Below are 23534 nucleotides of genomic sequence, written 5' to 3'. Positions count from 1 at the left end.
GCGTCACGCAACCGCCCTGTTGAGCCGAACGGTCAATCTTTCCCTCACCGCCAGCAAGTCGCGGTTGCGCCCGTCGAGCAGATCGCGGCTCAAGAAATGACCTGTGATCGCCAAGCCGTCCAACACGTCGGCGAGCGACGGGTCGGGATCGGGTGCGCGCAGGAAGGGAGGCAAGCGAAACAGCCGCGTTTCATAGCCCTGCGCCGCGGCGGCGCTTACCGCCCCGCCGGTTTTGGGGCTGACGAAAGCGAGACCATCGCTCGCACCCGTCGCCACGCACTCGTCAAGGTTGAGCCCGAAGCCGAGTTCGGTGAGCAGCAGCAGTTCGTAGCGCGCGAGCGCCGCCGCCCATTGCCGCGCCGCCGCCGCAACCGCGATCGCGTCGAGCAGGCCGCCAAGCGCGTCGTAGAGCGCCGGATAGGGCTGGCCCTCGGGCAGCGTCGCCGCGGTCAGGCTCGTCGCCCAGTCGATCGCCGCGGCGGGCAGCGGTTCGGCGAGCAGCGGCGCGCGGCTGGTCAGCAGCTCCACCGTCGCGCCGCCGAGCTGTTCCTCGGTTCGCGCGCGCAGCTCGAACGCGACCGCGTTTCCGGGCATCAGGATCGGCCGCAACCGCCGTGACCGTCCGCCGCGCACATAGCCCGCGACAAGCCCCGCTTCGCGCGTCAGCGCGCGCAGGATCGCGCCATGTTCGCCATGCGCGCGCACCGCGCAGACGATCGCCTCGGTGCTCAGGCTGGCCAAAGCACCATCTGCGTTTGCGTGACCAACGCGACCTCGGCGCCCGCTTCGGTGCGGATGCGCGTCTGCCAGACCGACAACCGCTTGCCGATCTTCACCGGGGTCGCCTCGCCGACGAGCAGCGCGCCGACCGGTCCGGCGCCGAGGAAATTGGTCTTGCTCTCGATCGTCGTCGTGCCGCTCGCGCCCTCGGGCAAGGTCAGGAAGGCGCCGACCGCGCCCAGGCAATCGGCGAAGGCCATGATCGCGCCGCCGTGGACGATCTGGCCCGCGGTGCAGATTTCGGGCCGCACGGGCAGTTTGCCCGCGACGCGGTCCTTGCTGCCCTCGTCGATGGTGACGCCGAGTGTGGCTGCAAGCGGCATGGTAGCGGCGAAATTCATAGATTGTCCCTTCTTAACCCAAGCCCCTCCCCTTCAGGGGAGGGCGTGGTTTCGATATCATCCCCCCGGGTTATAGAAATCATACACCGCCTGCGCGACGGCAGCGCTGACGCCGGGCGCTTTCTTCAGATCCTCGAGGCTTGCGCCCTTGATCGCGCGCGCGGTGCCGAAGTGCATCAGCAGCGCTTTCTTGCGCGCGGGGCCGATGCCCGGCACCTCGTCGAGCGGCGAACTGCCCATCGCCTTGGCGCGCTTCTGCCGGTGCGCGCCGATCGCGAAGCGGTGCGCCTCGTCGCGCAGCCGCTGGATGTAGAAGAGCACCGCATTGTTCGGCGGCAGCGTGAATTCGCGCCCGTCGGGCAGGTAAAAGGTCTCGCGCCCGGCGTTGCGGTCGGGGCCTTTCGCGACGCCGACATAGGGCAGGTCGTCGATCCCCAGCTCTGCGAGTACCGCCCCCGCCGCCGACACCTGCCCCTTGCCGCCGTCGATCAGCACGAGGTCGGGCCATTCGCCCTTCGCCCGCTCGGGGTCTTCCTCGATCGCGCGCGCGAAGCGGCGCTGGAACACCTCGCGCATCATCGCGAAATCGTCGCCGGGCTGCGTTTCGGGGCGCTTGATGTTGAATTTGCGATAGGCGCCCTTGATCCAGCCCTCCGGCCCCGCGACGACCATCGCGCCGAGCGCGTTGGTGCCCTGAATATGGCTGTTGTCGTATATTTCGATGCGCTGCGGCGGCTCGTCGAGGTCGAACAGCTCGGCAAGCTCGCGCCCGAGCTTCGCCTGGCTGCTGCTTTCGGCGAGCCGCCGGTCGAGTTCCTCGCCGGCGTTGCGCACCGCCTGTTCGAGCAGGCGGCGGCGGTTGCCGCGCTGCGGCACGCTGATCTCGACCTTGCGTCCCGCCGTCTCGCCGAGCGCCTCGGCGAGTATGGGGCAATCGTCGGGCTCGCGGTCGACGAGGATGAGCTTCGGCGGCGGCACGCCTTCGTAGAATTGCATCAGGAAGCTCGCCATCACCTCCTCTTCGGGCACCCCCGCGACATGCGCCGGGAAGAAGCTGCGATGCCCCCAATTCTGCCCGCCGCGGATGAAGAAGCCCGCGATGCAGAGCTGCCCCCCCTTCGCCGCGAGCGCGAAGACGTCGGCGTCGCCCAGCCCCTCGGCGTGGACCGACTGGCTGCCCTGGATGAAGGTCAGCGCTTTCAACCGGTCGCGCAGCACCGCCGCGAGTTCATAGTCCATCGCCTCGGCCGCCTTGGTCATCGCGTCGCCGAGCCGCTTTTGCACCGCGGTCGAGCGGCCTTCGAGAAAGTCCTGCGCGTCGCTCACCAGCTCGGCATAATCACCCTTGTCGATGCGCCCGACGCACGGCGCCGAACAGCGGCGGATCTGATAGAGCAGGCACGGCCGCGAGCGGTTGGCGAAGAAGCTGTCGGTGCAACTGCGGAGGAGAAAGGTCTTTTGCAGCGCGTTGAGCGTGCGGTTCACCGAGCCTGCGCTCGCGAACGGCCCATAATAGCGCCCTTTCGCTCGCCGCGCGCCGCGGTGCTTCTGAACGCGCGGGAAATCATGGTCGGCGCGCAGCAGGATGAAGGGGAAACTTTTGTCGTCGCGCAGCAGGACGTTGTAGGGCGGGCGATAGCGCTTGATCAGCTGCGCCTCGAGCAGCAGCGCCTCGGCCTCGCTGTTCGTGGTCACGATCTCCATCGCGCGCGTCTGCGCGACCATGCGTTGCAGCCGCTGCGGCAGGCGCGCGACCTGCGTGTAGTTGGTGACGCGATTTTTCAGCGCGCGTGCCTTGCCCACGTAGAGCACGTCGCCGCGCGCATCGAGCATCCGATAGACGCCGGGCCGCACCGGCAGCTTCTTCACCACGCCGCGGATGACGTCGGCACCGCGCGTCAGGTCGGGCTTGTCGCCCGCTTCGCCGCTGCCGCGGACGACATAGGTGGCCTTTTCTTCGTTGAACCGGTCGGGAGCGTTGGGGCGAACCATGATTTTGCATGTAGGCGAAGCCGGCGCGAGCCGCCATAGTGTGCGGGGTAAATCGGCCATTTCAGAGGAGTGGACGCGATGATTACCGTCTATGGCGAAGGACGCGGTTTCCGGGTCGTGTGGCTGCTCGAGGAAATGGGGCTGGCCTATCGCGTGCGCGCGGTCGATCTGCTCGCGGGGGTCGAGCAGGATCGCGAATTTCTGGCGGTCAATCCGGCGGGTTTCATCCCCGCGATCGTCGATGGCGACATAATCATGGTCGAATCGATCGCGATCCTCGAATATCTGCTGGCGACGCGCGGGCCGAGCGATCTGGCGCCGACGCCGGACGATCCGGCCTTTGCGACCTATCAGCAATTTCTGCATATGGGCGAAGCGGGGCTCGCCGGGCCGATCAACGCGATCGTCGCGACCGAGATCCTTGCGCCCGAGGGCGAAAAGCGGAACTGGACGACGGGCTGGGCGCTCGGAACGTTCGAAAGCCGGCTCGGTCTCGTGCGCCGGCAGCTGGACCAGACGCCCTATATGGCGGGCGAGCGCTTTACCGCGGCCGACATTTCGGTGACCTATGCGCTGGAATTGGCCGCGCGCACCGGCTGTTTCACGCTCGGTCCGGTCGAGTGCGCCTATGTCGCGCGCACGGCTGCGCGCGAAGCCTATGCGCGCGCGATGGACAATTGCCCCGCGACCAAGGCGTGGGCCGCCGAGGTCGCGGGCGGGCGGTCGGAGGGATAGGTCCGCCCGAAGGGCTGCTCAGCTTTTTGAATGATGCACATAGGGAAGTTTGTGTGTCCCCGCGGAGCCGAAGGCGGCGCGCAGCGCCAACGCGGGGACCCATCTTCGGTCGGTTCAAGATGGCGCCGGCCGGAGATGGGCTCCCGCCTTCAGCCTTTGGCTGAAGTTTACCCTGAGCGCCTGCAAGGCAGCCGAAGGGCGGGAGCACACGGATTTTGTCCGATCGCAGGCAATCATATCCAAAACAAAACGCCCGCGGAAATCCGCGGGCGTTTTGGTTCGGCGATGTGGAAAGGCTCAGCCCTTGGCGACCGAGGCGATCGCCTGATCGACCAGCGCCTTGTCGGCGGCCGCGTCATGCTTGGCGGCGATCAGCGTCGCCGCGGCTTCGGTTGCCGCCTTCGCGGCCGCCGTACGCACTTCGGCGAGCGCATTGGCTTCGGCCGCGGCGATGCGGTCTTCGGCCATCTGCTTGCGGCGCGCGATCAGCGCGGTCGCGTCGGCCTTCGCCTTGGCGACGAGCGCTTCGGCTTCGGCTTCGGCGCGGGTGCGCATTTCCTCGGCCTCGCGCGTCGCGTCGGCGAGCTTTGCCTGATACTCGGCCTTGAGCGCTTCGGCGTCGAGGCGCAGCTGCTCGGCTTCGTTCAGCTGCTTCGAAATGTCGGCGATGCGCTTGTCGAGCATCGCGCCGATCGAGCCCGGCGCCTTCTTCCACAGCAGAATGCCGAAAAAGATGAGCATCGCGAGCGCGACCCACCAGCTCTGCGACGACAGGAACGACCCGCCGCCATGCTCCGCCGCACCGGCGGCTTCTGAAAGAATCAGGTCAACCATGGAGCACCGCCTTTACAGCCTGCTTCGCGTCGGCTGCGGCGACTTTCACGCCCGACAGCTTCGCGACCAGGTCGCCCGCGGCTTCGGCCGCCACGGACTCGATTTCGGCCATCGCCGAGCTGCGCGCTGCCGCGACGTCGGCTTCGGCCGCCGCCATCTTGCCGGCAAGTTCGGCATCGACCTTGGCGAGACGCTTTTCGGCGTCGCGCGCCGCCTTGTCCTTCGCCGACTGGACCGCCGCCTGCGCTGCGGCGCGCGCGGCGTCGCTCTGCTGGCGATACTGGTCTTCGATCGTGTCGGCCGCCGCGTGCGCCGCCTTGGCCGCGGCAAGGTCGTCGGCGACCTTGCGATCGCGCGCGTCCACCGTCGCTTCGATCTTGGGATACATGCCGAGACCGATCACCACGAACACCGCGCCGAAAATCAGCGCGAGCCAGAAAAGTTGCGAGGCGAAATACCAGTTTTCCGCGAGCTGGTTGATCTGTGGCATGGTTCTTCTTCCGATTGACGACTGCGCGATGCGCTCACGCGCATCGAAGGCCGCCGCGCCGCCGGACCGGGTCAGGCCCCGACGGCGCGGCGCCGGCCTCAGGCCGCCTTCAGATAGAGCAGGATCGCGATCAGGAACGACAGCAGACCCAGAAGCTCCGCCGCGGCGAAGCCGATGAACAGGCGGCCCTGCTGACCGTCGGCGGCCGCCGGGTTGCGCAGCGCGCTTTCCAGGAAGCTGCCGAAAACATTGCCCACGCCGATCGCGGCCATACCGGCGCCGATAGCGGCCAGACCGGCACCGATGAGCGTCGCTGCTTGTGCGTCCATGAACTTAACTCCTTGAGGTAATCGTTTGGTTTTAAACGGGATTAGTGGAGGTTGACCGCGTCGTTGATATAGAGCGAGGTCAACAGAGCGAAAACATAGGCCTGGATGCCGGCGACGAGCAGTTCGAGCGCGCTGATCCCGATCATCAGCGCCAGGCTGGCGATGCTGACCGGCAGGCCGATCGCGGCGCCGGCGCCCGAACTCTGGATGATGAAGTTGGCGAACACTTCGAGCAGCACATGGCCGGCGGTCATCGCGACGAACAGTCGCAGGCCGAGGCTGAACGGGCGCACCATGAACGACACGAACTCGATCGGCGCGATGAACGGGATCATCGGCCACGGCGTGCCGTGCGGAACGAAGAGCGAGAAAAAATGGAGCCCGTGGCGCCAGAAGCCGACGATCAGCACGATCGCAAAGGACAGGATCGCGAGCACGCCGGTGATGGTGAAGTGGCTCGTCACCGTCAGGGGGTGCATGCCGCCGATGGCAAAGGGCATCAATCCCAACAGGTTACAGAACAATATGAACATGAAGAGCGAAAAGACGTAAGGGGTGTAGCGGCGCCCTTCGGGACCGATATTCGTCGACATCATCGACGAGATGAAACCCGTGAAGCCCTCGACCGCGGCCTGCCAGCGACCGGGGACGAGCTGGCGCTTCATGCCGCCGAGCATGAACAGCCAGAGGAGGATCGCCGCGGCGGCCATCCACAGCGCGCTCGTCGTCAGCCACACTTCGCGCCCGCCCACCGCGAACAGCTTCGCGACCGGCTCGACGGTGAACTGGTGCATGGGGTCGAATTTACCGGCCTCTGCGGACACGCGCGTCACTCCACACTTAAATCCCGGTCGACTGACGCCGCCGGGCTGAATTCAAACCTATTTCGACCCGCCGCGACGCGAAGCGTCGTTGGCGATGCGAAATATATTCCTGAAGGCGACGACGACCCCGAGGGCCAGCATCCCCAACAGACCCCATGGCGAGGTGCCCGCGAACCGGTCGATCAGCCAGCCGATCAACGCTCCGCCCAGCATCCCGCCCAGCAATTCGGCCAAAACCCGATTGCCGAGCCGATAATTGGCGTCGGATTCGGGCGCGCCGCTTCCGGCCCTTTTCGCTTCTGCGGCTTCGGCCCGGTCCAATCGCTCTTGGAGCGAGACCAGGCGCGAATCCTGTGAAGCTGGTTCCGGATCGCTGCCATTCCCCGTCATTTCCCGCCATCCTCCTGAAACGGAACCGGAAAGCCCCGATTCCGCCTGCAAAAAACGGCCCGAAAAATCGGGGAACCCCTGAGGCGCGGTCCGTTTAGAAATGCCGCCCGATTAAGTCAATGCTTGGCGGGCCACATAAAAATGCCGCCGCGTTTAGGGGCGCGGCGGCATGTGGTGCCCGCGGGCACCCTTGAAAAATCGGAAAATGTCAGGGGCAACGCGTGTCGCGCACCGGCGGACCGCTGTCGCGGGTCAGCCAGCGACCGTCGGGCGCCTTGTATTTCTCGCCCGGCCTGGTCTTGGCGATCAGATTGCATCCGGTGGCAAAGGCGAACTGCTCGACCGTGCTGCCCTGCGGTGCATTGCTCGTATAAGCCGCCTTGCGCTTGATATTGATGTCGGTGACGAGGTCGCGGACTTCCTTGGTCGCCGACCCCACGATACCCAGATAGCCGTCGGGCTGCTCGCCGATCTGGCCCGCCGCGCGCGCCTTTTCATAGGCGGGATCGCGCTGCGCCATCGCCGACGGCACCGCCACGGCGACCGCGGCGGTCACGGCAATCGCCGCCATCGCCAGTCCGCTCGCCTTCCACTGTTTCCATAGCTTCGTCATCATTCACCCCATAATCGGTTTCGATCAGAAAATGTCGCCATTCTGCTCGATCAATTTCTTCGCATCGCCATCGAGCTTGTACACGATTTCCTGCTTGATGTTGATGTTGAGGTTGATTTCGATCGGCTTGTCGGGCGTATCGACCTGAACGCAGGCGGCAAGACTTGCCGCCGCTCCCAATATCGCCAGTTTCCGGCCTCCGACCGTCCATCTCCTCTCAATTTCGGTTCTCGTCATGGCATGGGCTCGCTTTCTGGGGGCTGAACGGGGGCATCGTCACCCGCTTTCGCCGCGTCGATCTGTTCCTGCACGCGCAGCAAGGTCGGCAGATTCTGTTCGATCAGGACCGTCGGATCGTAGAATCCCTTGGCCGAAGTGATCAGCTGGCGGAAGGGGGCGTGGATCTTCACGTTGAAGACCAGGGGCAGCTTCGCAACCTGCCGCGTCAGGAAATTCTGCGTCGCGCCCTCGCCCTGCCCCACGCCGCCGAAGCGGATGTCGGTCACCATCTCGCCGTCGAGATCGCCGCTCAGCAGAATCGACAGATCGTCATATTTGAGCGAGCGCAGCGCCCCGAATGCGAAATTCGCCATCGTGCCGAGATTATGGTTCGACAGCTCGCCGACATAGGCGAGCGTCCCGCCCCCCTGCCGCGCGTCGATGCGCCCGCCGACGATCCGCGCGCCGAGCCCGCCGAACTCGACCGGCAGCGTGCCGTCGAACTTGCCGCTCGCATTGATATTCTCGAAGCCGAACTGCTGCAGAAACACCGCGGCATCGACTCCCACAATGTCGAAGGACAGCCGCCGCGTCTGCGCCGCGTTGAAATCGAGCAGCGCGGGATGGAGCACCAGCTCGCCGCCGGCGAACGGCCAGCGCCCGCCCTCGATCCGCACGCGATTGTCGCCGAGCAGCCGATATTCGATCGTGCCGCCAACGACCGGAATGCCCGGATTCACCTCCTCCAGCGTCGCGGTCTGCCCCGGCGCCGAACGCAGGCCCAGCAGGTCGTCGAAGTTGAGCGTGCCCGACAGGCCGGTGACGGGGCCGAAAGCGGCGGCGAGATTCGTGTCGGTGGTGGTGAAACGTCCCCGGCTCGTCACGCCCTCGGGCGTCCAGTCGATGCGCCCCGTGCCGTCGACCGATCCCTGCACATTGGCGACGACGCCGAGCGCGAGCGGGGTGAGCTGGTCGGGCTGGAAGCCGTCGTCGAAGCGCAGTTCGTCGACGATCAGGTCGGCGTGGCCGACGCCCGCGCCGAGATCGTGCCGGATCACGGTGTCGAGAATTTTCCGGCCTTTTCTGCGTTCGTCGAACCCCGCGGTCGCCTCGATCGCGCCATCGGCGAAACGCAGCGCCGCATTGTCGCTGACGAGCGGCGCGAAGCGCGGGTCGGGCGATGCGTCGGTGAGCATCAGCCCGCCGTCGAGCGTCAATGCGCCATCCACCCAGCGCCAGTCGCCCGCGATCTCCGACATTTGCAGCGGCACCGCGCCGAGTTTGCCGCGGGCCCCCGCGAGTTCGCCCGCCAGCCCCTGCGCCGTCGATTGCCCCGAGAGCGTCGCGGCGGCGAAATGCGTCGCGCCCTCCCCTTCGCCGAGCCGGACGTCGGCATCGGCAAGCGCCCAGCGCATCGTCGCAAGGTCGATTTCGCCGCGCCCCGTTTCGAAGGCGAAGGGCGACGTGCCGTTCGTGCCGTGCAGCGCAATACGGGGGATCGCAATCCGCCCGCGCAGCCCGTCCCTGCCGGCGCTCAAAAGCGCGTCGCCGGGATGGCTGCACAGGTCGAGGGCCGTCCGGGCGAAGCGGAAGCCCGCAACGCCGAGCCTTTCGAACCCGACCCGAGTGCAGCCACCATCGAGCGCGACGCCGCCGCTCGGCGCGATCGCGCCCGAAAGCGGCAGCGACAGCCCCTCGATGCGCCCGTCGCCCAGCGGCCCCGAAAGTGCGGCGCGGGTCGTAAAGCGGATCGTGCCGCGCTTGCCGCTCGAAAAGCGCACCGGATCGAGCCCCAGCCGCGCGTCGGCCGCGGCATAGCTGTCGAAGCGGGCGATGCCGTCGAGATTGCCGTCGGCGCTCCGGTCGAGCGTCAACTCGCCCGAAGGCAGGCCGCCGCCGCCGAACCGCCACAGCCCGTCGATCAGCCACGCCGGACGATCGGCGCCGAACAGATAGGCGACGCGGCTTTCGCTGCCGCCCGACAGCCGCGCGCCGCTCGCGCTTGCAAGGTTCGCCGCGCTCACCTCGATGCGCTGCGCCTGCCCTTCGCCGGTCAGCAGGAAGCTTGCGCCGCCGCCGGTATCGGCGAGCATCGCCGCCAGTGCCGCGCCGGCCTTGGCCGCCAGCGGGCCGACCGGGGTTCCGGCGAGCCCCTTCCCCGCATCGGCCAGCGAGCGGCGCAGGCCGGGGCTCGCTTTTGCCTGTGCGAAACGGATCGTGCCGCCCGCGATCGGCGCCGCGCGCCCGACCGTGGCCTTCGCATCGAGTGCGACGGTTTCGGCCGAAAAATCATTGCCGCGCAGCTGCGCGATCTTCGCCTCCGTGGCGAGCGAGGTGCGCTCGGCGGTGCCGTCGAAGCGCGCGAGCAGCGCGACGCGATCCGCGCGCACCGCGCCCGCCGTCAGCCGGCTGATCGCCGCGTCGGCCTCACCCTTCCAGCTGCGCAGCGTTTCGTCGAGCGACAGGTCGAGCGCGATCTGCGGCGAAACGGCCGCGACACCCCCGTCGGTGCAGTTCAGCGTGCGTCCGCGCAGCGGGCCTTCGAGCTGCGGCCGCACGTCGCGCACGCGCAGGTCGCCATAGAAGCTGACGTTGCGCGCGACGCAGCCGCCCGCCGCAATCGCCGGGGCGACCAGCGCGAGCTTGCCGGTGAAATCCTTGCGCAGATTGCCCATCCCGTTCAGCGAGGCGCCGACCGCGCCCCACGGCGTGTCGATCCGCGCGCGGGCATCGCGCAGCACCACCGCCAGGTCGGGCAAGGCGAAGGGCGTGGTGTCGGCCGGGTCGCGAAAGCGATCGAGTGCGCCGAGCGACAATTGGCCGTCGGCGAAGCGGCCATAGAGCCGCACCCCGTCGGCGCGGATCGTCGAGACATAGGGGCCGGAGAGACCATAGGCCATCTGCACCTCGACCAGCCTGGCCGTGAGGTCGGGCTTCGCCGGATCGCCGATCACGACATCGGTCAGTCTTTCGGTGCTGAAGCCGATTTCGTCGATCGTGTAGCGCGCAGGAATGCCGCGACCGTCGAACTGATCGCGAATGAAGCTGTCGACGATCGGTTCGCGCGCAACCCAGAGCGCCGCCGCGAGCGCGGCAACGGCGCCCGCGGTCATCCAACGCTTCTTGAACAGGCGTTTCGGACGCGGCGCGGCGGCCGCATCTTCACGCATCGCCGATCGTCCGCGGCGCGGTCGGGGACGAGGTTTCGCGGGTCTGCGATGCTGTCATGAGGCGCAAATACCGTCCTTCGACCGCGAATCCCTCCGGCGCCACAATACCGGAAATCTCCTTTCGATGCAGGAAATTGGTCCGCATCGCTGTCTGCCGATGTCTATGACCGTTGAGCAAGGCCGACAAGGCGGTTATTCGCGAGGCATGGCCGACACGCCCGCCACCGTCCCCGATCATGCGGGCCACCGTTCGCGGCTGCGCGCGCGGCTGATCGGCGGCGATGCCGAGGGCATGGCCGATTATGAGCTGGTCGAATATCTGCTCGCGCTCGCCATCCCGCGCCGCGACACCAAGCCGCTCGCCAAGACGCTGCTCGGCGAGTTCGGGTCGCTGGCGCAGCTCGTCAGCGCCGACCCCGAATCGCTCCGCCGCGTGCCCGGAATGGGCGACACCGCGGTGGCCGCGCTGAAGATCGTTCAGCTGACGAGCCTGCGACTGCTGAAGGGCGAATTTCGCGACAAGCCGCTGCTTTCCAGCTGGGATTCGCTGCTCGACTGGCTGCGCGCCGACATGGGGCCGCTCGACGTCGAGCGGGTGCGCGTCCTTTATCTCAACTCACGCAACATGCTGATCCGCGACGAACTGGCGAGCGAAGGGTCGATCGACCAGTCGGCGATCTATGTCCGCGAGATCGTCAAGCGCGCGCTCGAACTCGGCGCCGCGGCGATGATAATCGTCCACAATCATCCGAGCGGCAGCCCCGAACCGAGCCGTCAGGACATCGCGATCACCCGCGACATCGCCGACGCCGCGGGGCGGCTGGGAATCCAGCTGCACGATCATATCATTATCGGCGGCTCTGATTTCCGCAGTTTTCGGTCGCTGGGGTTGCTTTAGGGCGTTTGACTTGTCCGCCCGGGCGAGACATCATCGCGCCGATGCAGAGTCGTCTTCACTCTTCGCGCCTTCACTCGCACGCGGGCCAGCTGCTCGCCGGCAGCTGACCCCGGGTCCGGAGCATTGCGCCCCGAGCCCGGGGCGAACTCCTTTTTCTGACCATCACCATGCAGCGACAGGCTTGGCGCCTGCGCTCGACTTGAAAGCATTCAGCGATGACCAAGCGCGCCCCGGCCAAGCGGCCGGCCATCCACATGATCGACACCGAAGCCGACACGCTGACCGACCTCGCACTCGCGCGGCGCGAGCGCTCGCCCGCCGCCGAGCTGCTGCTGCAGGAAATCGACCGTGCCAAAATCCATCCGGCGGCAAAAATGCCCGCCGATGTCGTGACAATGCACAGCAGGGTCGAATTCGTCGACGAAGGCAATGGCCAGTCGCGCACCGTTGAGCTCGTCTATCCCGCCGACGCCGACATTTCGGCGGGGCGCGTGTCGATCCTGACCCCGGTCGGCGCCGGGCTGATCGGGATGCGCGAGGGGCAGTCGATCCTGTGGCCCGACCGCGAGGGCCAGCAGCGCCGCCTCGCGATCGTCAAAGTCATGCGCGCATAGGCCAAGAGCCGCCGGAATGCTCCGGCGGTTCTCATGGCTTCGGCGGATGCAGCCGCCGGCGATCCCGACGGCTGCACCACCCCGTCAAGGGCGCTCGATCAAGCGCCGCGCGACAGAAAGCCGGTCAGCTCTTCCTTGGTGACGCCGCCCGATTTGTCGGCGTCGGCCGCCGCGAAAGCCTGACCGATCCAGCTCTTCACCTGCTCCGATTCGGGATCGACCGTCGGGTCGGTCGCGGTGCGCAGCTTCTTCATCCAGGTCGCGAACTCGGTTTCGTTGAGTTCCTGCGTCGAGTCGGCGTCATAGGTCGGGAATTCCTGGTTCACGATCTGCGCGACCTGATCGGGCGTAGCGGCGCCGGGCTCGCTCGTCGCTTCACCCGCCGGCGGCGTCGTCGGATCGCTCGGCGGCGTGGTCGGGTCGGTCGGCGGCGTCGACGGATCGACCGGTGGCGTCGCGGTATCCATGCCGTCGGGGGCCGGCTCGGTCGGCGTCTGCGCCGTCGGCGCCATATCGTCGCCCGCCGGGGGCGTTTCCTGCGCGAGCGCGGGGAAGCTGATCGCGGCGGCGCCGATCAAAAGCATCTGTTTCAACATCCTGTATCTCCTGTGACGGCGGCGGAGCCTGTCCGTGCGGTCCGCCGCCCATATTGAAGGGGCGTGCGACCAATCCGGAAGCGGGGCGTAAAGTTGCCGATTCCGCCCGATTGGAAAAACGCCCGGCCCCTGCTAGGGCGCGCCCTGCCGCAGTTTCGGTCCGATCGTCCGACAAGGCGCCGCTAAGGAAGGAAATTATATGGTTCCGCGCTATGCTCGCCCGGCCATGACCGCGATCTGGTCGGCCGAGAATCGCTTCTCCATCTGGTTCGAGATCGAGGCGCATGCGACCGACGCGCTCGCCGAACTGGGCGTCGTCCCCAAATCGGCGGCGAAGGCGCTGTGGGACTGGTGGGCGACCAAGCCCGCGATCGACGTCGCCGCGATCGACGCGATCGAGGCGGTGACCAAGCACGACGTCATCGCTTTCCTGACCTGGGTTGCCGAGCAGGTCGGCGACGAGGCACGCTTCATGCATCAGGGCATGACGTCGAGTGACGTGCTCGACACCTGCCTTGCGGTGCAGCTGACGCAGGCGGCGGACCTGTTGCTCGCCGACCTCGATGCGCTGCTCGCGGCGATCAAGCGGCGGGCCTATGAGCATAAGCTCACCCCGACGATCGGGCGCAGCCATGGCATCCACGCCGAACCCGTCACCTTCGGGCTCAAACTCGCCGAGGCCTATGCCGAATTTTCGCGCTGCAAGACGCGCCTGATCGCCGCGCGGGCGGAGGTCGCGACCTGCGCGATTTCGGGGGCGGTCGGGACCTTCGCCAATATCGACCCGCGCGTCGAGGCGCATGTCGCGGCGAAGCTCGGCCTTGCGGTCGAACCGGTATCGACGCAGGTGATCCCGCGCGACCGCCACGCGATGTTTTTTGCGACATTGGGCGTCATCGCCTCGTCGATCGAGCGGCTCGCGATCGAGGTGCGGCATTTGCAGCGCACCGAAGTGCTCGAGGCCGAGGAATATTTCTCGCCGGGGCAAAAGGGCTCATCGGCGATGCCCCACAAGCGCAACCCGGTGCTCACCGAAAATCTGACCGGCCTCGCGCGCATGGTGCGCAGCGCGGCGATCCCCGCGATGGAGAATGTCGCGCTGTGGCACGAGCGCGACATCAGCCATTCGTCGGTCGAGCGTTTCATCGGCCCCGACGCGACGGTCACGCTCGACTTCGCGCTCGCGCGGCTGACCGGTGTGATCGACAAGCTGCTTGTCTATCCTGAGCGAATGCAGAAGAATCTCGACCGCATGGGCGGGCTCGTCCATTCGCAGCGCGTGCTGCTCGCGCTGACGCAGGCGGGGGCGAGCCGCGAGGACAGCTATGCGCTCGTCCAGCGCAACGCGATGAAGGTGTGGGAATCGGACGGCGCACTGTCGCTGCTCGAACTGCTCAAGGCCGACCCCGAGGTCACCGCGCGCCTGTCGGCCGAGCAGCTCACCGACCTGTTCGACCTCGGCTATCATATGAAGAATGTCGATACGATCTTCGCGCGCGTCTTCGGCGCCGGATAGGCTGGAAACGCGCACGAAACTCGCTTAGAAACGGGCGGGGCCGGACGAGGAGCAACGAAGTGGGAATCCTGCGAACGATCATCTGGGTCTTGCTGACCGCGGTGCTGGTCATCTTTTCGATGGCAAACTGGATTCCGGTGACCGTGACGATCTGGCCGGGGCAGGTACTCGACACCAAGCTGCCGGTGCTGATCCTCGTCTCTTTCCTGATCGGCAGCGTGCCGCTGTGGATCGCGCTGCGCGCCTCGCGCTGGACGCTCAATCGCCGGCTCGACCATAGCGAACGCCAGCTCTCCGACCTGCGCGCCATGGCCAGCCGGCCTTCGGACCCGGCCCCCGCCCCGACGCCGGCGCCGCGCCCGGTGGACGACATCCCCCCATCGCCATTGGAAACACAATGACATCGCCGCTCTATCTCGCCATCGACACGCCGCACCTCGACGCCGCCCAGACGCTGGCGCAGAAGGTCCGGCATCATGTCGGCGGGCTGAAGCTGGGTCTCGAATTCTTTTGCGCCAACGGCCATCACGGCGTGCATGAGATGGCGAAGGTCGGCCTGCCGATCTTCCTCGACCTCAAACTCCACGACATTCCCAATACCGTCGCCAAGGCGATCCAGGCGCTGCGCCCGCTCGAACCCGCGGTGCTGACGGTTCACGCCGCGGGCGGCCGCGCGATGCTCGAAGAGGCGAAGGCGGTGGCGGGCGTGGGCACGAAGGTAGTGGCGGTGACGGTGCTCACCAGCCTCGATTCGCCCGATCTCGACGACATCGGCGTCGGCGGAACGCCGCACGACCAGGTCGTCCGTCTGGCCGCGCTGGCGCGCGAGGCGGGGCTCGACGGCATCGTCTGTTCGGGCCACGAAGTGAGGTCGGCGCGCAAGGCGTGGCCCGGCGGCTTCTTCGTCGTTCCGGGTGTCCGCCCCGCGAACGGCAAGGCGGGCGACCAGAAACGCATCGTCACTCCGGCGCAGGCGCTTTCCGACGGAGCTTCGATCCTGGTCGTCGGCCGCCCGATCAGCCAGTCGTCCGATCCCGACCTTGCGGCGCGCGAGATCGAGGCGACGCTTTAGCAGTTCCGGTTTATTGACAGGGCCGCGTGTCCCCGCGAAGGCGGGGACCCATCTCCGACCGGTTCAATATGGCGCCGACCGAAGATGGGCTCCCGCCTTAACGGGAGCACAGAACTCTCGAATCAGGCTCGATAATCATGCCCCCACTTGTCAAATTCTGCGGCCTCACCTCTCCCGACGCGGTCGATGCCGCGATCCGGCTCGGTGCGACGCATATCGGGCTCGTTCATTATGAGCCGAGCCAGCGCCACCTTGACCTGTCCACCGCCGCAGCGCTGCGCCAGCGCGCCGGTTCGGCGGTCAGGGTCGCGTTGCTGCTCGTCAACGCGCCGCCCGAACTCACGGGCAAGGCGGTCGCAACGGTGAAGCCCGACATCGTCCAGTTCCACGGCAGCGAAACCCCCGAATGGATCGCCGCGGTCAAGCAGCATGTCGCGATCGAGGCGTGGAAGGCGATCGGCCTCAAGGATGCCGGGACGCTCGAGCGGATGCAGAAATATCGCGGTATCGCCGACCGCATCCTGTTCGACGCGCCCGCGCAGGCGCTGCCCGGCGGCACCGGCACGCGCTTCGACTGGTCGCTGCTCAAAAATCATCGTCATACGATGGACTGGGGCATTGCGGGCGGGCTCGATCCCGACAATGTCGCGGCGGCGATCGCAGCGACGGGGGCGCCGCTCGTCGATGTGTCGACCGGGATCGAAAGCGCCCCCGGCGTCAAGGATGTGGACAAGATGGCGGCTTTCCTTAAAGCGGCACGCAATATTTGAGAGTCCGTTCGTGCTGAGGAGGGGCTGAGCCTGGCGAAGACCCGTCTCGAAGCACCCTTCGAGACGCCATTTCGACAAGCTCAATGGCTCCTCAGGGCGAACGGTTGGGGATGACATGAACAACCGATCCAACAGCCTTCGCACCGGCCCCGACGAACGCGGCCATTTCGGGCAATTCGGCGGCCGCTATGTCGCCGAAACACTGATGCCGCTGATCCTCGACCTCGAGCGCGAATATCGGGCGGCGCAGGCCGACAACGAATTCCGCGCCGAGTTCGAACATCTGCTGAAGCACTATGTCGGCCGCCCGAGCCCGCTGTGGCTCGCCGAGCGGCTGACCGAAGAGCTGGGCGGGGCAAAAATCTACCTCAAGCGCGAGGACCTCAACCACACCGGCGCGCACAAGATCAACAATTGCATCGGCCAGATCCTGCTCGCCAAGCGCATGGGCAAGACGAAGATCATCGCCGAGACGGGCGCCGGCCAGCATGGCGTCGCGACCGCGACCGTCGCGGCGCTGTTCGGCCTGCCCTGCACCATCTTCATGGGCGCGGTCGACGTCGCGCGGCAGCAGCCGAATGTGTTCCGGATGAAGCTGCTCGGCGCCGAGGTGGTTGCGGTCGAAAGCGGCGCCAGGACGCTGAAGGACGCGATGAACGAGGCGCTGCGCCACTGGGTCGCGAATGTCCACGACACCTTCTACATCATCGGCACCGTCGCCGGGCCGCACCCCTACCCCGAACTGGTGCGCGACTTCCAGTCGGTGATCGGCGAGGAGGCGCGCGCGCAGATCCTCGAAGCCGAAGGGCGCCTGCCCGACATGCTGATCGCCCCCGTCGGCGGCGGCTCGAACGCGATCGGGCTGTTCCACCCCTTCCTCGACGACGAAGGTGTCGAAATCGTCGGGGTCGAAGCCGCGGGCGAAGGGCTCGACGGCAAACACGCCGCCAGCCTTGCGGGCGGCAAGCCCGGCATCCTCCACGGTAACAAGACCTATCTGCTCCAGGACGAGGACGGCCAGATCACCGAAGCGCACAGCATCTCGGCGGGGCTCGACTATCCAGGGATCGGCCCCGAGCATAGCTGGCTGCACGACATCGGCCGCGTGCGTTATGAGCCCGTCACCGACGCCGAAGCGCTGGCGAGCTTCCAGAAGCTGACGAAACTCGAAGGGATCATCCCGGCGCTCGAAAGCGCGCACGCCATCGCCGCCGCCGAACGCATCGCGCCGACGCTGGGCAAGGACAAGATCATCATCGTCAACTGCTCGGGCCGGGGGGATAAGGACATCTTCACTGTCGCCGAGGCGCTGGGGGTGAAGCTTTAGTGGAATCCTGGCGCAACATACCAGTCATCGTCATCCCGGACTTGATCCGGGATCGATTCATGCAGCGTCGGGCCAATGGATCCCGGATCAAGTCCGGGATGACGAAACGACGAAATCGGCCGGAAATTATAAGGGAGAGGGCTATATGACCCGCTTCGAATCCGCCTTTACGAAAGGCCCGGCGCTCGTCGCCTTCATCACCGCAGGCGATGGCGACACCGCCGCCAACCTCGACGCGCTCGTCGCAGGGGGCGCCGATGTGATCGAGCTTGGGATGCCCTTTACCGATCCGATGGCCGACGGCCCTGCGATCCAGAAGGCGAACCTGCGCAGCCTCGCCAAAGGCACCACCACCGCCGACATCTTCGCGCAGGCCGCCGCGTTCCGACAGCGCCACCCCGACACCCCGCTCGTCCTGATGGGCTACGCCAATCCGATGACGGTCCGCGGGTCCGAATGGTTCGCCGCCGAATGCGCCAAGGCGGGCGTCGATGGCGTGATCTGCGTCGACATCCCGTCGGAAGAGGATGCCGAGCTCGGCCCCGCGCTCCGCGCCGCAGGGGTCGACCTCATCCGCCTTGCGACGCCGACCACCGACGCGGCGCGCCTGCCCGACGTGCTGAACGGCGCGGGCGGTTTCCTCTATTATGTGTCGGTTGCCGGCATCACCGGGCTCCAGCAGGCTGCGCAGACGAGCATCGAGGATGCGGTGACGCGCCTCAAGGCCGCGACCGACCTGCCCGTCGCGGTCGGCTTCGGCGTTCGCACGCCCGAACAGGCCGCTGCGATCGCGAAGGTCGCCGATGGCGTCGTCGTCGGGTCGGCCTTCGTCGACATCATCGCCGAGCATGGCGAACAGGCCGCGCCGCACCTCGAAGCCTTCACCCGCACCCTCGCCGATGCTATCCACGGCGCAAAGGAGATCGCCGCATGAGCTGGCTCGACCGCGTCCGCAACGCCCTGCCCTTCACCGCGAAGCGCGATACCGCCGACAACCTCTGGCACAAATGCCGCCAGTGCCAGCAGATGGTGTTCGTCAAGGAGTGGGAGGACAATCTGAACGTCTGCCCGCGCTGCGACCATCACGACCGCATCGGCGCCAAGGAGCGGTTCGCGCAGCTGTTCGACGGGGGCCTCCACGAGCTGCTGCCCGCGCCCGCCGCGCCCGAGGATCCGCTCAAGTTCCGCGATACCAAGAAATATGTCGATCGCATCAAGGCGGCGCGTGCGCAGACCGGCGAGCGCGACGCCTATCAGAATGGTTTCGGCCGCATCGACAGCCGCCCGGTCGTGATCGGCGTGCAGGATTTCGCCTTCATGGGCGGATCGATGGGCGTCGCCGTGGGCGAGGCCTTCGTCGCGGGCGTCGAGGAGGCGATCAAGCGCGGTTGTCCCTATGTCGCGATCACCGCCGCGGGCGGCGCGCGGATGCAGGAGGGCACGCTGTCGCTGATGCAGATGCCGCGCGCGACCGTCGCGCTGCAGCGGCTGCGCCGCGCGGGCCTGCCCTATATCGTCCTGTTGACCGATCCGACGACCGGCGGGGTCACCGCGAGCTATGCGATGCTCGGCGACGTCCAGATCAGCGAGCCCAATGCGCTGATCGGCTTTGCAGGTCAGCGCGTGATCGAGAATACGATCCGCGAAAAGCTGCCCGAAGGGTTCCAGCGCGCCGAATATCTGCTCGAGCACGGGATGATCGACATGGTGGTGCACCGCAAGGATCTGCCGCAGACGCTGGGGCGGCTGATCGGCTATCTGGCGCCGGAGAAGGCGGCGTAAGGGCGCGGGTCAGGCCTTTTTGTTCGTCACCCCGGACTTGATCCGGGGTCCATGCGACGACCGCGCAGATGGATGCCGGATCAAGTCCGGCATGACGGGGGGGGCAGGACCAAGCGCTCTTCATTCTCAAGGCTCGACCATGCCCGACCACGCACACAGCTCCGATCCCGCCGTCCAGGCGCAACTCGACCGCCTCGCGGCGCTCTCGCCGGGACGCGACATATTGGGGCTCGAGCGCATCGCCGAACTGTGCGCCCGGCTCGGCAATCCGCAGGCGCGGCTGCCGCGAACCTTCCATGTCGCCGGAACCAATGGCAAGGGGTCGACCTGCGCCTATCTGCGCGCGATCCTCGAGGCGCAGGGGCGCCGCGTCCACGCCTATACGAGCCCGCATCTGGTGCGCTTCAACGAGCGTATCCGCCTTGCGGGGCAGCTGATCGACGATGCGCTGCTCGCATCGCTGCTCGAAGAGGTGCTCGATGCCGCCAACGGCTTGCAGGCGAGCTTCTTCGAGGTGACGACCGCCGCCGCCTTCCTTGCCTTCGCGCGTACGCCTGCCGACGACTGCATCATCGAGGTCGGGCTCGGCGGCCGCCTCGACGCGACGAACGTCATTCCCGCGCCCGCGGTTTGCGGGATCGCATCGCTCGGCATCGACCATGAGGCCTTTCTGCTGGCCCCCGAGGACGGCACGCCGTCACCGCCCGCCGAACGGATCGCATGGGAAAAGGCGGGAATCGTCAAGGCCGGCGCGGCGCTCGCGACGCTCGCCTATCCCGGACCGCTCGCGCGCGTCATCGAGGCGCGCGCCGAGGCAGTCGGCGTAGTGCCCTTCGTCGAGGGCGAAGCCTGGTCGATCGAACCGGCCGGCGACGCGTTCCGCTGGTCGTCGATGGACGGGACGTTGCCCGCGCTGCTCCGCCCGCGGATGCCCGGGCTGCACCAGATGCGCAATGCGGGCCTCGCGATCGCGATGCTTCATCTGGCGCCGGGTGCAAAGCCCGGCCCCGATGCGATCGCAAAGGGGGTCTCGGCCGCCTTCTGGCCCGCACGGCTGCAGCGGCTCGAGCCCGGAACGCTCACCGCGCTCGTCCCGCCGGCAACCGAAATCTGGCTCGACGGCGCGCACAATGCCGATGCGGGCGCGCATCTCGCACGCTTTTTCGCGAACGAGCCGCGTCGCATCCACCTCGTCACCGGGATGCTCGCGAACAAGCACCCCGATGCGATCCTGGCGCCGCTGGCGCAGCATCTGGCGTCGGTGACAGTGGTCCCGGTGCCGGGGCACGAGCACCATGATGCGAAAGCGTTCGGCCGCAATGCGAAGGCGGCCGCGTCGGTCGAGGCCGCGCTGTCCAGCCTCGATGTCGATCCGGCCAATGAAATCGTCCTGATCTCAGGCTCGCTCTATCTTGCGGGCGAGGTGCTCAGGACGAATGGGGAGTTGCCGGACTAACCTCCCGGATCGACCTTGCCCGCCGTGCCGACCGACAAATCGACCAACCCGCTGCGCATCATCCACCAGAAGAGCAGGATGCCGGGCAGCGCTGCCACGACCGTCAACAAATAGAAGGCGACGTTCCCGAAGGCCTCCATCATCGCGCCCGCGGTCGTGCCGGTCAGGAAACGACCGACGATGCTCGCCGCCGAACTGATCAGCGCATAATGCGCCGCAGTGAAGCGCAGATCGCAAAGCGCGGAGAAATAGGCAATCACGACGACGCCGCCAATGCCGCTGGCGATATTTTCAAAACATATGGCGCCCGCGAGGCCCCAATTGCTGTGTCCCGCTGCCGCGAGCAGCGCGAAACTGAAATTGCTTATCGCCATCAGGATCAAGCTGAGCATCACCGATCTCTTCATCCCCATCCGCGCATAGAGAATACCGCCGATGAAAATGCCGATCAGATAGGCCCAGAAACCGAAACCGACGTCGAAGATCGCAATCTCGTCATTGCTGAAACCAAGGTCGTCGAGCAGTAATCGCAGCGTAAGCTGGCTCAGCGTGTCGCCGATTTTGTGAAGCAGGATGAAGGCGAGCACGAGCCATGCGCCATGGCGGCTGAAAAATTCGCGAAAAGGCCCGATAATCCCGCTCGCGATGCTCGGGCGCCCCTTGCGTGTCACGGCTTCGCGGTGACGCTCGGGTTCGCCGACCCAAAAACCGGCGATCACAGCAGGCAGGGCGAGCAGCGCGCAGGCAAGATAGGCGGCCTCCCAGCCGTGCCGAGCCGCAAGGAATAGAGCGAGGCCGCCGGCTCCCGCCGACCCGATGCGCCAGCCATATTGCGACATGCCCGACCCGACACCGAGCTGCTCCGGTTTCAATATCTCGATCCGGTAAGCGTCGATCACGATGTCGAATGTCGCACCCGCGAAGCCGACGAGGATGGCGCTGACCGCCATCTCGAAGAGCGCCGCCAACGTTCCTTCGCGGACAAGGCCGAACCATTGCATGAATTGGCCGACCGGCGACCGCCCGACATGCGCCGGATCCACGAGCGCAAGATTGCCGACCGCGAGCATCACGAGCGCCGCTGCCAAAATGAGCCAGGTCACGCGCTGGCCGAACAGCCGCGATCCGGGCAGACGCACCGCGTCCACGACCCATGCCCAAAGCGGTTTGAAATTATAGACGAGGAAGGCGAGCGAAAAGGCGGTGATCGACGATTTTTCGAATCCGTCCTGCGAAAGCCGCGTGGTGAGCGTCGCACCGATCATCGCATAGGGAAAACCGGAAGAAATCCCGAGAAGGAGAGCGGCAAGCGGCGCGCGTTCGAGATAGGGCTTGATGCTGTCCCACCAGCTTTTCGGTGCCGGCGTCACGGTTGCGGGCTGCACGTTGTTTCGTCTCCCCCCTGCCCGTCGTGGCGACCGGCCTGCGAATAGCAACAGGCCTAAAGCCTTGGCGGCAAATTGGAAGCGGGGATTAGGCCGCCGGGCGTATCCAGCGCACGGCGCGCACCGTTCCGCCGTCGCGATCCTGCAATATCGCGGCCCAGCGGTCGGCGCCCTTGCGGCCCGCTATGCCCGCCGGAATCGGCGCGCGACACGCGAGCGACGGGTCGCAGGGGGCGAGCTGTTCGGCGAGGACGACGTTGGTGTAGCCGATCCTGCGGCCGCGGTTCTCGCCCTTGGCGATGTCGACCATCGAGTGGCTTGCAATCGCGAGGAAGCGGAGTTCGACATTGGCGCGCGCCCGCGAGGCGACGACTTCCGCACCCTGCTGCGCGAGCGCGATCGCCTTGTCCTTGCGGCTCCCGGCGATCAGGTCACGGAGCGCGCTTTCGTCCGACCCGACCGCCGCCGCCGCGCCCTGCACCACCGCTTCGGGCGTATAGACGCCGCTGCCGGGGATGCCCCGCGCGGCATAGTCGCGCTGGAGCCGGTCGTTGCCGCTGCGCGCGAGCGTGTCCTTCCAGCCGAGGCGGTCCCAATAGGTGACGGGGCGGCTCACCGCGACCACCCCGTCCTCGCCGTCGAGCCTGGCGAGCAGGCGATCGGCGGGCGGGCAGGACGAGCAGCCCTGGCTGGTGAAAAGCTCGACGAGCACCGGCTGCGCCAGCGCATTCTCCACATGGCTCGCCGCCGGCGCACGGTTCGGAAAGCCGAAAACCAGCATCGCGGCAACCAGCCCAACGACGCCGCCAAGGCCGAGCAGGATTTTCATGCGCCTATCTCCCATCCGCCCCGCTGCGGGGTCCCGATAGCATTCGGGAAGAGAGGGAAACAAGTTACGCGGCTTCGGGCCGCCAATAGGTTTGGAGACCGCTGACCTTGCGCGGCGCCTTGTTCTGGCAGATCATCGTCTCGATTGCGCGCAACGCGCCGATGAGCGCTGCCGCGCTGTGCGGCTTGTTGAGACAGGCGAGCGCGATATCTTCCGCGTCGTCGGGGCATTTTCCGGTGACGAGCAGCACGGCAATGCCGCGATCGCGCGCGACGCGTGCGACTTCGCGGCCCGTCATATGGCCCGCCAGCGCGAGGTCGAGCACCAGCGCATCGACCGGTTCGGTTGCGAGCAGCGCCACCGCCGCCTCGCCCGAATCGACCGATGCAACGACGTCATATCCCGCGTGCTTCAGCGTCCGCTCATTGTCGAACGCGACCAGCGGGTCATCCTCGACGACCAGCAGCCGCTTGATGCACGACGGACGTGACGCGAACAGCATGGACACTCCTTCTTCGGCGGCATGACTCCGGCTCGGCCCGCCTGCAAGCGGCCTTTTGCTTGCCATCGAC

Annotated in this window: 27 protein-coding genes; 11 read left to right on the top strand and 16 right to left on the bottom strand. The window is 66.8% G+C overall.

Annotated features, from left to right (window positions below):
• Positions 1–3: 3 nt before the first annotated feature.
• The 3 genes from recO to uvrC are packed head-to-tail and all read right to left on the bottom strand — an operon-like array spanning position 4 to position 3113.
• The gene (gene recO / locus CHB69_RS03570; protein WP_089214546.1) at positions 4–741 is read right to left on the bottom strand and encodes a DNA repair protein RecO; all 738 of its coding nucleotides are present in this window, start codon (positions 739–741) and stop codon (positions 4–6) included.
• Positions 729–1121 (bottom strand): PaaI family thioesterase, encoded by a 393-nt coding sequence (locus CHB69_RS03565; protein WP_089214545.1) that lies wholly within the window; start codon positions 1119–1121, stop codon positions 729–731. The genes recO and CHB69_RS03565 overlap by 13 nt, the downstream gene beginning before the upstream one ends.
• 57 nt (positions 1122–1178) lie before the next feature.
• Positions 1179–3113: an excinuclease ABC subunit UvrC gene (gene uvrC, locus CHB69_RS03560; protein WP_089214544.1), complete on the bottom strand. Its 1935-nt coding sequence runs from the start codon at positions 3111–3113 to the stop codon at positions 1179–1181.
• Positions 3114–3191: 78 nt separating this feature from the next.
• On the opposite strand from uvrC, the gene CHB69_RS03555 reads away from it, so the two are divergent.
• The gene (locus CHB69_RS03555; RefSeq protein ID WP_089214788.1) at positions 3192–3848 is read left to right on the top strand and encodes a glutathione S-transferase family protein; all 657 of its coding nucleotides are present in this window, start codon (positions 3192–3194) and stop codon (positions 3846–3848) included.
• A gap of 297 nt (positions 3849–4145) precedes the next feature.
• Here CHB69_RS03555 and CHB69_RS03550 read toward each other — a convergent pair whose 3' ends face one another.
• The 9 genes from CHB69_RS03550 to CHB69_RS20010 all read right to left on the bottom strand — a co-directional run bounded on the left by CHB69_RS03550 (position 4146) and on the right by CHB69_RS20010 (position 10862).
• Positions 4146–4682, bottom strand: coding sequence for a F0F1 ATP synthase subunit B (locus CHB69_RS03550; RefSeq protein ID WP_089214543.1), 537 nt, complete (start codon positions 4680–4682; stop codon positions 4146–4148).
• Positions 4675–5172 (bottom strand): F0F1 ATP synthase subunit B family protein, encoded by a 498-nt coding sequence (locus CHB69_RS03545; protein ID WP_089214542.1) that lies wholly within the window; start codon positions 5170–5172, stop codon positions 4675–4677. The genes CHB69_RS03550 and CHB69_RS03545 overlap by 8 nt, the downstream gene beginning before the upstream one ends.
• Before the next feature lie 98 nt (positions 5173–5270).
• Positions 5271–5501 (bottom strand): F0F1 ATP synthase subunit C, encoded by a 231-nt coding sequence (locus tag CHB69_RS03540; protein WP_067108963.1) that lies wholly within the window; start codon positions 5499–5501, stop codon positions 5271–5273.
• Between the two features lie 41 nt (positions 5502–5542).
• Positions 5543–6325, bottom strand: coding sequence for a F0F1 ATP synthase subunit A (locus CHB69_RS03535; RefSeq protein ID WP_089214787.1), 783 nt, complete (start codon positions 6323–6325; stop codon positions 5543–5545).
• 57 nt (positions 6326–6382) lie between these two features.
• Positions 6383–6766 (bottom strand): AtpZ/AtpI family protein, encoded by a 384-nt coding sequence (locus tag CHB69_RS03530; protein WP_394357118.1) that lies wholly within the window; start codon positions 6764–6766, stop codon positions 6383–6385.
• 157 nt (positions 6767–6923) lie between these two features.
• The gene (locus CHB69_RS03525; RefSeq protein ID WP_425442399.1) at positions 6924–7331 is read right to left on the bottom strand and encodes a YdbL family probable chaperone protein; all 408 of its coding nucleotides are present in this window, start codon (positions 7329–7331) and stop codon (positions 6924–6926) included.
• A gap of 21 nt (positions 7332–7352) precedes the next feature.
• Complete coding sequence (locus tag CHB69_RS03520; RefSeq protein WP_089214540.1) at positions 7353–7565, bottom strand: YnbE family lipoprotein; 213 nt, start codon at positions 7563–7565, stop codon at positions 7353–7355.
• Positions 7562–10717: an intermembrane phospholipid transport YdbH family protein gene (locus CHB69_RS03515; RefSeq protein ID WP_089214539.1), complete on the bottom strand. Its 3156-nt coding sequence runs from the start codon at positions 10715–10717 to the stop codon at positions 7562–7564. The genes CHB69_RS03520 and CHB69_RS03515 overlap by 4 nt, the downstream gene beginning before the upstream one ends.
• A complete protein-coding gene (locus CHB69_RS20010) occupies positions 10710–10862 on the bottom strand; it encodes a hypothetical protein (RefSeq protein WP_170935418.1) in 153 nt (50 codons plus the stop codon). The genes CHB69_RS03515 and CHB69_RS20010 overlap by 8 nt, the downstream gene beginning before the upstream one ends.
• A gap of 60 nt (positions 10863–10922) precedes the next feature.
• Between CHB69_RS20010 and radC the strand changes: the two genes are divergently transcribed.
• Together radC and rnk are read left to right on the top strand one after the other, a co-directional pair.
• On the top strand, positions 10923–11615 hold the full coding sequence (radC, locus tag CHB69_RS03510; protein ID WP_089214538.1) for a RadC family protein: 693 nt from the start codon (positions 10923–10925) through the stop codon (positions 11613–11615).
• A 215-nt stretch (positions 11616–11830) separates the two neighbouring features.
• Positions 11831–12229, top strand: coding sequence for a nucleoside diphosphate kinase regulator (gene rnk / locus CHB69_RS03505; RefSeq protein WP_089214537.1), 399 nt, complete (start codon positions 11831–11833; stop codon positions 12227–12229).
• A 98-nt stretch (positions 12230–12327) separates the two neighbouring features.
• Here the strand turns inward: rnk and CHB69_RS03500 are convergent, their stop codons facing one another.
• Positions 12328–12825 carry an EF-hand domain-containing protein gene (locus CHB69_RS03500; protein WP_089214536.1) on the bottom strand — a complete coding sequence of 166 codons (498 nt, stop codon included), beginning with the start codon at positions 12823–12825 and terminating at the stop codon, positions 12328–12330.
• Between the two features lie 199 nt (positions 12826–13024).
• Between CHB69_RS03500 and purB the strand changes: the two genes are divergently transcribed.
• From purB to CHB69_RS03460, 8 genes are all read left to right on the top strand, one after another.
• Positions 13025–14341, top strand: a complete 1317-nt coding sequence (gene purB, locus CHB69_RS03495) for an adenylosuccinate lyase (protein ID WP_089214535.1) — start codon at positions 13025–13027, stop codon at positions 14339–14341.
• A gap of 59 nt (positions 14342–14400) precedes the next feature.
• The gene (locus CHB69_RS03490) at positions 14401–14742 is read left to right on the top strand and encodes a lipopolysaccharide assembly protein LapA domain-containing protein (protein ID WP_089214534.1); all 342 of its coding nucleotides are present in this window, start codon (positions 14401–14403) and stop codon (positions 14740–14742) included.
• Positions 14739–15413, top strand: coding sequence for an orotidine-5'-phosphate decarboxylase (gene pyrF, locus CHB69_RS03485; protein WP_089214533.1), 675 nt, complete (start codon positions 14739–14741; stop codon positions 15411–15413). The genes CHB69_RS03490 and pyrF overlap by 4 nt, the downstream gene beginning before the upstream one ends.
• 137 nt (positions 15414–15550) lie before the next feature.
• Positions 15551–16183, top strand: coding sequence for a phosphoribosylanthranilate isomerase (locus tag CHB69_RS03480; RefSeq protein WP_089214532.1), 633 nt, complete (start codon positions 15551–15553; stop codon positions 16181–16183).
• A gap of 115 nt (positions 16184–16298) precedes the next feature.
• A complete protein-coding gene (gene trpB, locus CHB69_RS03475; RefSeq protein WP_089214531.1) occupies positions 16299–17510 on the top strand; it encodes a tryptophan synthase subunit beta in 1212 nt (403 codons plus the stop codon).
• Positions 17511–17655: 145 nt separating this feature from the next.
• Positions 17656–18444 carry a tryptophan synthase subunit alpha gene (gene trpA, locus CHB69_RS03470; protein WP_089214530.1) on the top strand — a complete coding sequence of 263 codons (789 nt, stop codon included), beginning with the start codon at positions 17656–17658 and terminating at the stop codon, positions 18442–18444.
• Positions 18441–19292: an acetyl-CoA carboxylase, carboxyltransferase subunit beta gene (gene accD, locus CHB69_RS03465; RefSeq protein ID WP_089214529.1), complete on the top strand. Its 852-nt coding sequence runs from the start codon at positions 18441–18443 to the stop codon at positions 19290–19292. Before trpA ends, accD begins: the two co-directional genes overlap by 4 nt.
• A 139-nt stretch (positions 19293–19431) precedes the next feature.
• Positions 19432–20748, top strand: coding sequence for a bifunctional folylpolyglutamate synthase/dihydrofolate synthase (locus tag CHB69_RS03460; RefSeq protein WP_089214528.1), 1317 nt, complete (start codon positions 19432–19434; stop codon positions 20746–20748).
• Here the strand turns inward: CHB69_RS03460 and CHB69_RS03455 are convergent.
• From CHB69_RS03455 to CHB69_RS03445, 3 genes are all read right to left on the bottom strand, one after another.
• The gene (locus CHB69_RS03455) at positions 20745–22133 is read right to left on the bottom strand and encodes an MFS transporter (protein WP_245836480.1); all 1389 of its coding nucleotides are present in this window, start codon (positions 22131–22133) and stop codon (positions 20745–20747) included. The two genes, CHB69_RS03460 and CHB69_RS03455, sit on opposite strands and share 4 nt — an antisense overlap.
• Before the next feature lie 88 nt (positions 22134–22221).
• Positions 22222–22962 (bottom strand): DUF1223 domain-containing protein, encoded by a 741-nt coding sequence (locus tag CHB69_RS03450; protein ID WP_170935417.1) that lies wholly within the window; start codon positions 22960–22962, stop codon positions 22222–22224.
• A 64-nt stretch (positions 22963–23026) separates the two neighbouring features.
• Positions 23027–23464, bottom strand: coding sequence for a response regulator (locus CHB69_RS03445; protein WP_089214526.1), 438 nt, complete (start codon positions 23462–23464; stop codon positions 23027–23029).
• Positions 23465–23534: the final 70 nt, after the last annotated feature.

The organism is Sphingopyxis indica, from assembly GCF_900188185.1.
Classification (GTDB): Bacteria; Pseudomonadota; Alphaproteobacteria; order Sphingomonadales; family Sphingomonadaceae; genus Sphingopyxis; species Sphingopyxis indica.
Note: the sequence above shows the minus strand (reverse complement) of the source record. Positions and strands in the feature narration are given on the sequence as shown.

Bases quoted from the DNA above. Each gene is read 5' to 3' on its own strand.
- CHB69_RS03460 (WP_089214528.1), top strand. From the start codon at position 19,432: ATGCCCGACCACGCACACAGCTCCGATCCCGCCGTCCAGGCGCAACTC.
- CHB69_RS03550 (WP_089214543.1), bottom strand. From the start codon at position 4,682: ATGGTTGACCTGATTCTTTCAGAAGCCGCCGGTGCGGCGGAGCATGGC.
- CHB69_RS03515 (WP_089214539.1), bottom strand. From the start codon at position 10,717: ATGCGTGAAGATGCGGCCGCCGCGCCGCGTCCGAAACGCCTGTTCAAG.
- purB (WP_089214535.1), top strand. From the start codon at position 13,025: ATGGTTCCGCGCTATGCTCGCCCGGCCATGACCGCGATCTGGTCGGCC.
- CHB69_RS03450 (WP_170935417.1), bottom strand. From the start codon at position 22,962: ATGAAAATCCTGCTCGGCCTTGGCGGCGTCGTTGGGCTGGTTGCCGCG.
- radC (WP_089214538.1), top strand. From the start codon at position 10,923: ATGGCCGACACGCCCGCCACCGTCCCCGATCATGCGGGCCACCGTTCG.
- CHB69_RS20010 (WP_170935418.1), bottom strand. From the start codon at position 10,862: ATGCGGACCAATTTCCTGCATCGAAAGGAGATTTCCGGTATTGTGGCG.
- CHB69_RS03445 (WP_089214526.1), bottom strand. From the start codon at position 23,464: ATGCTGTTCGCGTCACGTCCGTCGTGCATCAAGCGGCTGCTGGTCGTC.
- rnk (WP_089214537.1), top strand. From the start codon at position 11,831: ATGACCAAGCGCGCCCCGGCCAAGCGGCCGGCCATCCACATGATCGAC.
- CHB69_RS03565 (WP_089214545.1), bottom strand. From the start codon at position 1,121: ATGAATTTCGCCGCTACCATGCCGCTTGCAGCCACACTCGGCGTCACC.
- uvrC (WP_089214544.1), bottom strand. From the start codon at position 3,113: ATGGTTCGCCCCAACGCTCCCGACCGGTTCAACGAAGAAAAGGCCACC.
- accD (WP_089214529.1), top strand. From the start codon at position 18,441: ATGAGCTGGCTCGACCGCGTCCGCAACGCCCTGCCCTTCACCGCGAAG.
- trpA (WP_089214530.1), top strand. From the start codon at position 17,656: ATGACCCGCTTCGAATCCGCCTTTACGAAAGGCCCGGCGCTCGTCGCC.
- CHB69_RS03540 (WP_067108963.1), bottom strand. From the start codon at position 5,501: ATGGACGCACAAGCAGCGACGCTCATCGGTGCCGGTCTGGCCGCTATC.
- CHB69_RS03525 (WP_425442399.1), bottom strand. From the start codon at position 7,331: ATGATGACGAAGCTATGGAAACAGTGGAAGGCGAGCGGACTGGCGATG.
- CHB69_RS03500 (WP_089214536.1), bottom strand. From the start codon at position 12,825: ATGTTGAAACAGATGCTTTTGATCGGCGCCGCCGCGATCAGCTTCCCC.
- CHB69_RS03520 (WP_089214540.1), bottom strand. From the start codon at position 7,565: ATGACGAGAACCGAAATTGAGAGGAGATGGACGGTCGGAGGCCGGAAA.
- CHB69_RS03480 (WP_089214532.1), top strand. From the start codon at position 15,551: ATGCCCCCACTTGTCAAATTCTGCGGCCTCACCTCTCCCGACGCGGTC.
- CHB69_RS03545 (WP_089214542.1), bottom strand. From the start codon at position 5,172: ATGCCACAGATCAACCAGCTCGCGGAAAACTGGTATTTCGCCTCGCAA.
- CHB69_RS03555 (WP_089214788.1), top strand. From the start codon at position 3,192: ATGATTACCGTCTATGGCGAAGGACGCGGTTTCCGGGTCGTGTGGCTG.
- pyrF (WP_089214533.1), top strand. From the start codon at position 14,739: ATGACATCGCCGCTCTATCTCGCCATCGACACGCCGCACCTCGACGCC.
- trpB (WP_089214531.1), top strand. From the start codon at position 16,299: ATGAACAACCGATCCAACAGCCTTCGCACCGGCCCCGACGAACGCGGC.